This is a genomic window from Armatimonas sp. (assembly GCF_031410135.1).
Lineage (GTDB): Bacteria > Armatimonadota > Armatimonadia > Armatimonadales > Armatimonadaceae > Armatimonas.
Genome location: NZ_JANNYP010000422.1, coordinates 1 through 9,550, shown reverse-complemented (window position 1 = coordinate 9,550; position 9,550 = coordinate 1). Strand labels below are relative to the sequence as shown.

At 57.9% G+C, this 9,550-nt stretch carries 6 protein-coding genes and 1 pseudogene; 2 read left to right on the top strand and 5 right to left on the bottom strand.

Annotation, left to right across the window (positions count from 1 at the left end):
* The coding region (locus RMO15_RS15550; RefSeq protein WP_309714364.1) for an AAA family ATPase at positions 1-1,577 on the bottom strand (1,577 nt) is incomplete at its 3' end.
* A gap of 578 nt (positions 1,578-2,155) precedes the next feature.
* On the opposite strand from RMO15_RS15550, the pseudogene RMO15_RS15545 reads away from it, so the two are divergent.
* Positions 2,156-2,566: pseudogene (locus RMO15_RS15545) on the top strand (hypothetical protein); the annotation flags it as partial.
* A 159-nt stretch (positions 2,567-2,725) separates the two neighbouring features.
* Positions 2,726-2,824: a PEP-CTERM sorting domain-containing protein gene (locus RMO15_RS15540; protein WP_309714365.1), complete on the top strand. Its 99-nt coding sequence runs from the start codon at positions 2,726-2,728 to the stop codon at positions 2,822-2,824.
* A 522-nt stretch (positions 2,825-3,346) separates the two neighbouring features.
* On the opposite strand, the gene RMO15_RS15535 is transcribed toward RMO15_RS15540, so the two are convergent.
* From RMO15_RS15535 to RMO15_RS15520, 4 genes are all read right to left on the bottom strand, one after another.
* The gene (locus tag RMO15_RS15535) at positions 3,347-3,700 is read right to left on the bottom strand and encodes a hypothetical protein (protein ID WP_309714363.1); all 354 of its coding nucleotides are present in this window, start codon (positions 3,698-3,700) and stop codon (positions 3,347-3,349) included.
* Between the two features lie 3 nt (positions 3,701-3,703).
* Positions 3,704-5,854: a family 20 glycosylhydrolase gene (locus RMO15_RS15530; protein WP_309714362.1), complete on the bottom strand. Its 2,151-nt coding sequence runs from the start codon at positions 5,852-5,854 to the stop codon at positions 3,704-3,706.
* Entirely contained in the window at positions 5,854-9,069 is a 3,216-nt protein-coding gene (locus RMO15_RS15525; protein WP_309714361.1) for a tetratricopeptide repeat protein, read from the bottom strand. The genes RMO15_RS15530 and RMO15_RS15525 overlap by 1 nt, the downstream gene beginning before the upstream one ends.
* Positions 9,069-9,550 (bottom strand): hypothetical protein (locus tag RMO15_RS15520; protein WP_309714360.1); only part of this gene is annotated, 482 nt, incomplete at its 5' end. The genes RMO15_RS15520 and RMO15_RS15525, both read right to left, overlap by 1 nt.

The window sequence follows — 9,550 nt, the reverse complement described above, 5'->3', positions numbered from 1 at the left end:
TGCCAGCAGAAGATCAGCGCACGCTTCGGCTGGTCTTGGCGGCAGAACTCAAGCGCGGGCACAAAGTTGTCCTGGTAGGGGCGAACCACCTCGGAGCGCACCGCTGCCTCGGAATCGTAGCGCCGGGGGACGGTCATCAGCAAGTCGTAGAAGACCGCAAGGTGCGCCCGTCGCCAGTGAAGCTGCTCCGCCTCAGGCAGCTCGGCAAACCGGGCGAGCGCGAACTCACGGAGGGTCTCTAAGAAGCGATAGCGCAGGCCGTGCGAAGTCGTCTCCATCTGTGCCAGGCTCTTGTCCACCAGCGTGTCCAGTCGCTCGCGTGTGGTTTCGTCGCCGCCCCAGAGCGCAATAGCCTGCTCCGCTGTCCAGCCACCGTGGAAGACCGAGAGTGAGCAGAAGAGTGTCTTTTCTTTTTCCGTCAGCAGATCGTAGCTCCAAGCAATCGAGGCTTCAAGTGTCTGCTGGCGAGGCTCCGCGACCCGGTGGTTGCTGGTAAGCGTCGCAAGCCGAGCCTCTAGGCGCTGCACCAGCTCCGAGAGCGGGTAGGTACGAATCCGGGCCGCCGCAAGCTCCAGCGCCAAGGGCAAGCCATCAAGGCGCAGGCAGAGCAGCGAGAGCAAGGGCCGCTCCTCACGGGTGAGCTCCCAGCTAGGCTGGGCGCGGCGTGCACGGTCACAAAAGAGCAGTGCCGACTCCGCCTCGCTCAGCCCCGGCAGGCGCAAGAGGGTCTCTCCCGCCACGCCCAGCGGCTCGCGGCTCGTGGCTAGAATCGTGAGGTTGGGGCAGGCACGAAGCAGGCGCTCGGCCTCGCGGGCGGCTCCGAGGATCAGGTGCTCACAGTTATCCAGGCACAGCAGGATTGCCCGGCGGCGAAGCACGGGAACCAGTGCCGCCGTTCCCGTAAGTCCCAAGGCCGTCGCGATACGCTCGGCGATCTGGGCAGGGTCGGTCAGGGTCGCGAGCTCCACCCAGGCCACGGGAGATCCCTCGGCTTCTCGCTGGCGCAGAGTCTCCAGCGCAAGGCGGGTCTTGCCCACTCCTCCGGTTCCCAGCAGTGTTAGCAGACGAGAGCCCTTCAGCAGCTCATGCACTTGCTCCCGGCTCTCGTCGCGGCCTAGATACGGTGTCCAAGTGGCAGGGAGTGGCTCGTACTCATCAACGACAGCAGAGAGTGTCTCGCCTAGCTTCTCTCTTGCTTCCAGCACCCAGTCGTCGTAGAAGCCCGGCAGGAGGCGCTCGCTGTCGAAGTCCTTGGGCAGGTCTTCCAGATCGGTGGTGAAGCTAGTGGGCACGAGACCGATGGTGGCGCGTGTTGCCTGAATCAAGCTCCCCTCGGGCTGCCCCAGCTCACGCTCCAGAGGCTTCTTGAGATAGATAAGTGTGGTGGAGAGCGCATTGCGTGCGGCATCGAGCCCTAGCTCGGGCCAGAACAGCTCGATGAGCCTCTCGCGGCTGTGATTGCCGGGGTGAAGCGCGAGGTAGGCCAGCAGCCGTGCCGCCTTCTGCGTCCGAAACTTGGTGATCTTGGCCTCGCTCCAGTGGACACCGACACCGTCGCAAAGCTCAATTCGATACATCCCGTTACTGCTTCCCTCAGAAGAAAAAGCTTCCGCGAGAGTATGGCACATTTTTTTAAGAAATTATCAAAATTCACCCCCTGCACAGAGTTTGCACAGAGTTTGCACAGAGTTGCCTGCTAGCATGTCTACCGGGGGGCTCTCATGCCCTCCCTCAGGAAAGCAATGTTATGAAAATCACTCGTTTCGCTTTGCCGCCCCATGAAATGAGGCGTCTGGGTAGCCTTCGGCTGCAAAGCCCGTGCCGGGCTGGGGAACCGATTCGTTAGCCCACACCCAGAGGGTAACCGGGTTTTGCGGCACGCAGTGCCATTGCTTAAGTAAACGACAACACAGATGGCTTGTCTGTTCAAGCCAGATAAAGGAATTTGAAATATGCGTCTCTCTCGTGCTTTGTTTCTCTCTCGTGCTTTGTTTCTCACAGGGCTTCTCTCTTTAACGGTGCTCCCTGCCTTCGCACAAACAACGTCCGCTTTCTCCTTCACCGGAGCCAACCAGACCTTTATGGTGCCCTCGGGCATCACCAGCCTGACGGTCAAGCTCTGGGGCGCAGGCGGGGCTAGGGGGGTGGCTCTGGTGCCTTTGTCACGGGCTTGCTCGCCGTCACGCCCGGCACCACCCTCACCCTCATCGTCGGAGGAGGAGGATCCACTAGTGGCTCGGGCGGCTTCGGTGGCGGCGGCAACGGTAATCCTAGCCTCGGTAGTGGCGGCGGTCGTTCTGCGATTCGTCTTAGCGCGAACCTGGCTATCGTCTCGGATGAGCTTGTCACGGCAGGGGCAGGAGGAGGAGATATTGGAGGCGGCGCGGGCGGTCTACTCACGGGCGGTGCTGGTGCTGGTGGTGGTGGTGCTGGTGGCACCCAGGTCGCTGGTGGTGCTGGCGCTGGCCCTGGCGGCCAGTTCCAGGGAGGCAGCGGCAGTGGCCCTGGCGGCGGCGGCGGCTACTTTGGGGGAGGCGGCGGCGGTTTTGCCGCAGGAGGTGGTGGTTCCTCGCTTCTTGCCAACCTCACGGCCTCGGGAGCAAGCCAGGCGGGAAGTCAAGGCGACTTCCTTGGCGCTGCCCCCGGCGGTGCAACTGACCCGGACTACGCGGCAGAAATCGGACGGGGGAACGACTTCAGCTCCGCTGGTGGCAACGGGCGTATCGTGCTGATCTACGGCTCCTCAGCCGCTCCCGAACCCGGCACGCTGGCGCTTCTGGCTCTTGGGGGGACGCTGGTGATTATCAAGCGACGGCGCAAGTAGGGGGCCATCTCCCCTGGATGCTCGTTCCTCGCTCCGTCCCCTCTTCCCCGAACCGTTCGTCGGGTACCCTCTGGGTGACTGGGAAGAGGGGCAGCAGAGTGTGGGACGAACGGCGCGGGGCGATGCACAGCCCCTCTTCCGGCGACGAAGGAGCGAACACGGGAAGAGGGGGCAAGCCGAGCGGTAGCGAAGGCGAGGGGGAGATGGAAGGCGGATTCGTCCGGGAATAGGCTTGCTTCCTGCACGAAGGGAGCCGCTTCGCTCATGACGGGAGTTCTTCGCGTCGGAGCGCTCTCATTCCCTGTAAGAAGCGCCCTGGTTCGTGTGTGAACCAGGGCGCTTCGTCGTGGAATACTTCCCGTTCCTGCGGGAAGGCTTATACGCTTCCAGGAATACTCTGTATTCTCTTAGGTTCAGGCATCACTTTAGACCGAAGCGGGAGCGTTCCCGGAGGGTGCGGGGCTGTCACTGCGCCGAATGTCGCCGCTAGAGAATTTTCTTGACCTGTACCACGCGGGATTTTCAGGCGGCTTGGAGGCTGCGGAGCTGAGGGCGCACTTTCTCCCATAGCTCACGAAGCTCTTCCGCGAGGGCGTGTGGCGGGTCACCGGAGAGCGCACGGGCGATGAGGCGCTCGGCTTCGCGGGGTTGGCCGGTCTCGCTGGCGAGGGAGGCGGCACTACAGAGGAGAATGGCGAGAGTCGCGGCGGGAGTGTCCTTTCGCTCCGCACAGGCAAGCGCCACTTCCTTTTCCTTGAGAAAGGCTTCGTGCCGTAGCTGTTGCTCGCGCACCGGGTCGCGCCGCCGCTGGGCGGCGTCTGCTTGGTCTACCAGCGCCATCGCCTCGTTATGCTTCGCTTCTAGTTCTGTGGTCATCGCTTAGCCTACCTTCTTAATCAACACGATACCGTTGGAATCGCTGCCTTCATCGCCGTAGATATGGGCGCGGACGGTGAACCGTGCGCCTGTCTCGTAGCCGCTAATTTTTAGGGTGTAGACATTGTCTTTCTTTGCGCCTCCCGTGAACCCGTGGTGGGTATCAGTGGCGAGGGGAGTGGATTCGGCGTTGCGGAAGACCTCAACGTTGTCAATGTCCAGCCGCTCCCGGCCTCCCGTGTAGATGAAAGTGATCTGGTAGGTGCCATTGCCGCTTATCAGGCCCGTGGCATCGAACTCCACGGGAATCGGCTTGCGGTCGCCGACCTTGCCCGATTTCCACTCCCCGAGCTTGGTACCGAACTGCTTGTATTGGTTCGTGGGCGTGAGCGTCTCGAAGATCAGACTGGTGCGCTTGCCATCGGGGGCGAGCGTGATGGCCTTGAAGTCCTCGAAGCGCGTGACGGTGAGTGCGCCTTTGAGCTCAGGAGAGCTGGCGGTGGGATCGGTGCCATCGGTGGTGTAGCGCACCGTGCCGCCCTCAATCGGGCAGGTCGCCGTGACGGTGTCGCCGTTGCGCGTCACCTCGGGGAGGGGCAGGCGGAAGTTCCAGCCCGCATCGCTGTAGCGCACGTACTGGTGTGCCATGCGCTCGGTGAAGTCAGAAAAACTGCGCTGGGCCTGCGGGGTCCAGGCCACCTCGGCTAGGGCGGCGGCGCGGGGGAGCAGGAAGTAGTCGCAGTAGAGCGCGGGGCCAGGGGTCTTCTTAATCTCGGGCTTGTGCAGAAACATGTCCGTCCAGAGGCAGCCCTGCACGCCGAGGATATTCTTCTGCTGCACCGGTGTCAGACCGACTGGCACAGGGTTCCAGTTGTAGGCCGCTTGGAGGGTCACCGGCGGTCGCCAGCCCGCACCCGTGAGCTCGCCGCGCAGCTTGCTCTCAGGAAAGTCGAAGTAGCAGTGATCGGTGAGGGCCATCATCACAGGATTGCCGCTTCGGGCCGCATCGCCCGCCGCCTTCGGATCGGCCCAGGGCATGATCCCCGCCGTTGGGCTCACCCCACAGCGCAGGATCTCATCCCAGCCCAGAATCCGTCGGCCTTTTTTCGCCAAGATCGCCTCGACCTCGCGGGTCATCCAGCCCTGGAGCGCTTTCTCATCAGCAAGCCCCAGCTCCGCTTTCTTCTTCTGGCAGTCCGTGCAGGCTTTCCACTTGGTGTACTTGGCCTCATCGCCGCCGATATGGATGTACTGTGACGGGAAAAGAGCGCACAGCTCCTCCAGAACGTCTTTGAGGAACGCCCAGGTGGTTGGCTTCCCCGCGCAGTAGAGATCGTCGGAGATGAAGTGCACGGTGGGCATCTTGTGCTCCTTGCCCGTGCAGGCGAGCCAGGGGTAGGCCGCCACCGCGGAGAGCGTGTGGGCAGGCAGCTCGATCTCCGGCACAATCGTGATATTGCGTGCTGCGGCGTAGGCGACCATTTCTTTAATATCGGCCTGCGTGTAGAAGCCGCCCTCACGCGCCGTGCCCTCGCCACGAAAGCCTCCGATCTCGGTGAGCTTGGGGTACTTCTTGATCTCCAGTCGCCAGCCCTGGTCATCAATCAGGTGCAGGTGCAGAACATTGAGCTTGTGGGCGGCCATGATGTCCAGAAAGTGGAGCACATAGTCCTTGTCCATAAAGTAGCGCGAGACATCCAGCATCATCCCACGCCAGGCAAAGGTCGGCTGGTCTTCGATCTTGACAGCGGGAACTGTGAGCTTTGACGCGTGTCCCGTCGGCCAGAGCTGGCGAAAGGTCTGGAGTCCATTGATGATCCCCGCGTACTTTGGCGCGCTTAAACTCACGCCTTTGGGACTAACTTCCAACGTGTAGCCCTCGTTGCCGAGCTTTGTCAGCGACGGATTGACCTTCAGCGAGATACTCCCCTTGCCTGCCAGCTTCGTCTCCCGCCCCGTGGTCACCTTGAGCCAGCCCGAGAGCAGCGCCGCCGCCGGACGGCTCGTGGCGTCGGTACCGATCACCGTGCGCTCATCCAGCACAAACACACCACTGGCCTGCGTGACGGAGACCGGCTTGGGGATCAGCGAAAGGGTCGCGGGGGGCTGCGTTGCGAGGGTTAGGGCACTTGCCATCAGGGCAATTAAAAGCATTATCGTTTCTTTCCTTTTTTCGTCGTCCTAGCTGTACTCTCCGGCAGCTTCTCCCGCCGCCGCAAGATCTCGTCGTAGAGTTTTTCCGTTACAGGCCGCGCCTCCGCTGGGATATTTTGCAAATAGTGTCTGTTGCCCAAAGCATGGGCCTTGACCGCTTCAAACCACGGCAGCATCTTGACATCCGCTCCCAATGACTCTAACAATTTGACAAACTGCTCCCCAAATCCTAGATGCAAAAGCACCGCCGAAGCCCGAAACCAGTCATACCGTGTTTCGGGAGGTAGCTCAAAATTAGTAAACTCTATAGCTTTTTCAATTGCTTCACTACATGCCTCCCAGTTATCCTCATAAGCCGAAAAAAGGGATTCGTGTAGCATCCGGGTATCTTTAAGTGATTCTTTATCTTGTATTAAATGAAAAATTTCTCTCGCCTCATTATTTCGATACAAAATATCCCGGTATAAAAACACTAGATTATGCTTAGATACTATGTTTTTGGGATCGAGTTCAATTGCTTTATGATAGGCTTGTTCCGATTCTTCATAACGACCTAAGTGATCCTGAAACAAATTCCCTAAACCATCCCAAGGATATGCGTATCTTGGATCGAGTTCAATTGCTTTATGATAGGCTTGTTCCGATTCTTCATAACGACCTAAGTGATTCTGAAGCAAATTCCCTAAACCATTCCAGGGAAGTATAGATTTTGGATCAAGCTCTATTGCTTTGCGATAGGCTTGTTCCGATTCTTCATAACGACCTAAGTGATTCTGAAGCAATACTCCCAAGTTGTTCCAGGGAAGTACATATTTTGGACTAAGCTCTATTGCTTTGCGATAAGCTTGTTCTGATTCTTTATAACGACCTAAATGATTCTGAAATAGATTTCCCAAGTTATACCAGGGAGGCGCAAGTTTTGGATCAAGCTCTATTACTTTGCGATAAGCTTGTTCTGATTCTTCATAACGACCTAAATAATTCTGAAGTAGATTTCCCAAGTTATCCCAGTGAAGTGCATATTTTGGATCAATCTCTATTGCTTTGCGATAGGCTTGTTCTGATTCTCCATAACGACCTAAATGATCCTGAAGCAGATTTCCCAAGTTATCCCAGTGAAGTGCATATTTTGAATTAAGCTCTATCGCTTTGCGATATGCTTGCTCAGATTCGTCAAAACGACCTAGATGATTCTGAAACAAAACTCCTAAGTTATTCCAGGGAAGTGCAAATTTTGGATCGAGTTCTATTGCCTTCTGATAGGCTTGTTCCGATTCTTCATGACGATGAAAAATATCCATCAGTTGAACGCCCCAGTTATTCCACCTCCAAGATTCAGCATTTTTTGGAGGTCTTTCAATAGCTCGAATACGTGCAAATGCCTCCTCCGTCAAATTTCGTTTTATGCTATTTCCCATGAGGCTCAGTATCAGACGAACAGATTGGGTATTGGGAGATTCAACGAGCGCATTGTTGATCTCTTGAAGATTATCCCAGTTTGTGACGAAGCCTGACAGCAAGAGATTTGTAAGCCAGTCTACAGCCACTTTTCCGAATTCATTTTCTAGCTTTTCAGTTTCCCCCGTGATTGCTTTGACGACGCTAGAAATGCGCTCTGAGGAAAGTGGGGCGCTTGCGGCGATGAGGGCTCTGTCAGTGAGTGGGTTGCTACCGGGGCCTCCGGGGAGGAGGGAGAAAGAGGCGAGGACGGTATTGGTGAAGGTGGTGGGATCAATGGGGCAGCCTGCGGGGACTGCGGCAAGGAGGGCTTGTTTTAGCTCGATGAAGCTGTAGGCGCGTGGATCGATCTCGTCGGGGTCGAGGATTTCGGCGATGCGCTCACGGACACCTTCCATCTGCTGGACAAGCTCTAGCTGGGCCTTCATTTCGAGCTGGTGCGCCAGAGCCGCCTCTTCGTTCAGGGCAGGGGAGAGAGCCATAGCGTAGGTGATCTGATCGGCGCTCCAGGCGCGGCGGCCCATGAGCGTGCGTGCGAGGTTGCTGCGCTCGATAGGAGTGTGAAAGGATTCCAGAAAGCGGGTGAGGCACAGTAGCTGGGTGCGCTGGCGGCGCACACTGAAGCGCATGAGGTACCAGACATTGACGAAGCGCTCGGCGATCTGGTAGCCCGTTTTTTGCTTGTCGTCAATAAAGAGGGCGGTTTTCTCCACCAATCCTAGAGTCTCCAGACGGCCTAGCTGTGGGCTGATGCTTCCTTGAGGAACACGGGCCTGCGCCGCCAGAGCCGGGGCGGAGAGTGGTGCCCAGTGGCGTGCAAGATTGCCCACAAGCATCTGATTTTGCTCGGAGAGCTGCTCCAGGCGGGACTGGTAGAGCGGTGTGATGAGATCCAGAAGCGCTTCGAGATCCTGGAAGGCTTCCTCAGAGAATCCCTGTGCGAACAGCTCAAAGAGCAAGACGGCGATGCGTGGGTTGCCCCCTGTTAGGTCGCGGAGTGCGGCAAGGCGAGGCAACTCCTGGGGCAGACGGTGCAGGAGCTCGGTCTTTCCCGCAGTCTGGGCCAAGCGCTCAATGACTTCACGCATCTCGTCGAGAGAGAGCCGCCCGAGAACCCGAATCTTGAAGTGCTCATAGAACGCGGCGCTGTAGTTTTGATCCTCCTGCGGCAGAGTCGTAGCTGCCGCCACTAAGACGGGAGCGCCAGGAGCACTGAAGAAACCGCGCAGGACATAGTCGTGCGTCTTGAGGCGATCCAGAAGCAGGTGGAAGTTATCTATAAACAAGACAGGTCGCCGCCCTAGCCGCTGAAACAGCGCGACAAAAGCCTCCTGGGATGCCTCAGCGAGTGTATTTTCGTGAATATCCGCGCGGCTCAGATCCCGAATATGCCGGTCAATTTCCTCAACGAGTGCTTCATTGCCACCCTCATGCTCCAGGGTATCGGCAAGCGAGTCGAGGCAGTTGAGCCAGAGCTTGGAGAGACGATCTACCTCGATGTACTGCTCCTCAGGAAATGTGAGAGGGATAAAGTGGGCACGATGCGGCTCGCGTCGTAGCTCCAGTGCGAGGCGGTGCAACAGAGTGGTCTTGCCCATGCCCCGCTGCCCGACCAGTAAGTGAAGCTGGGCCTCAGCACTCGGGTCTTCGGCGATAATCTCTGCGAAAATATCCTGGAAGAGGCGCTGTCGTGCAATAAACGAGCGCTCCAAGTCCTGGTCGTTCAGGCGGTGTGGGTTAAAGAGAGGAAGCTTCATCAGGTGTATCTCCGCTTCCAGAAATCGCGCAGTAAGAATGAGCGAAAGGAAATTGTCTCATTGGGACTACGAAGTAGGTAGCCATCTCGCTCCAGGATATTGAGAATCTGCCGAGCTTGCTGACCGATCTGCTCTGTGTCTGAGTTAAGCAAGCGTGCTTGGAGGGTAGCAATGAGCGTATCGCGTTTGATGCCACGTGGTTTAGTACAGAGTGTGCGGAGCAGCTCATGGGCAATACGAAGCGCGTCGGGGCTCTCGAACTGCTCTGCCAATCGGGAATGCCAGTGAGCAAAGAGCGCATCGTGATGCGGTTGTAGGAGCGCGGCATAGGCCGCATCAATATCTGTGATGCGGGGGAAATCGGCAGTGCGTTGTTGCGGTAGCTCCTTCAGGCTATGGAATATCAACTGTAAGTAGTAAGGGAGCGGCCAGCCCACTTGCTTCAGGCAATGCTGACAGACTTCGTCGGTCAGAGTAAAGG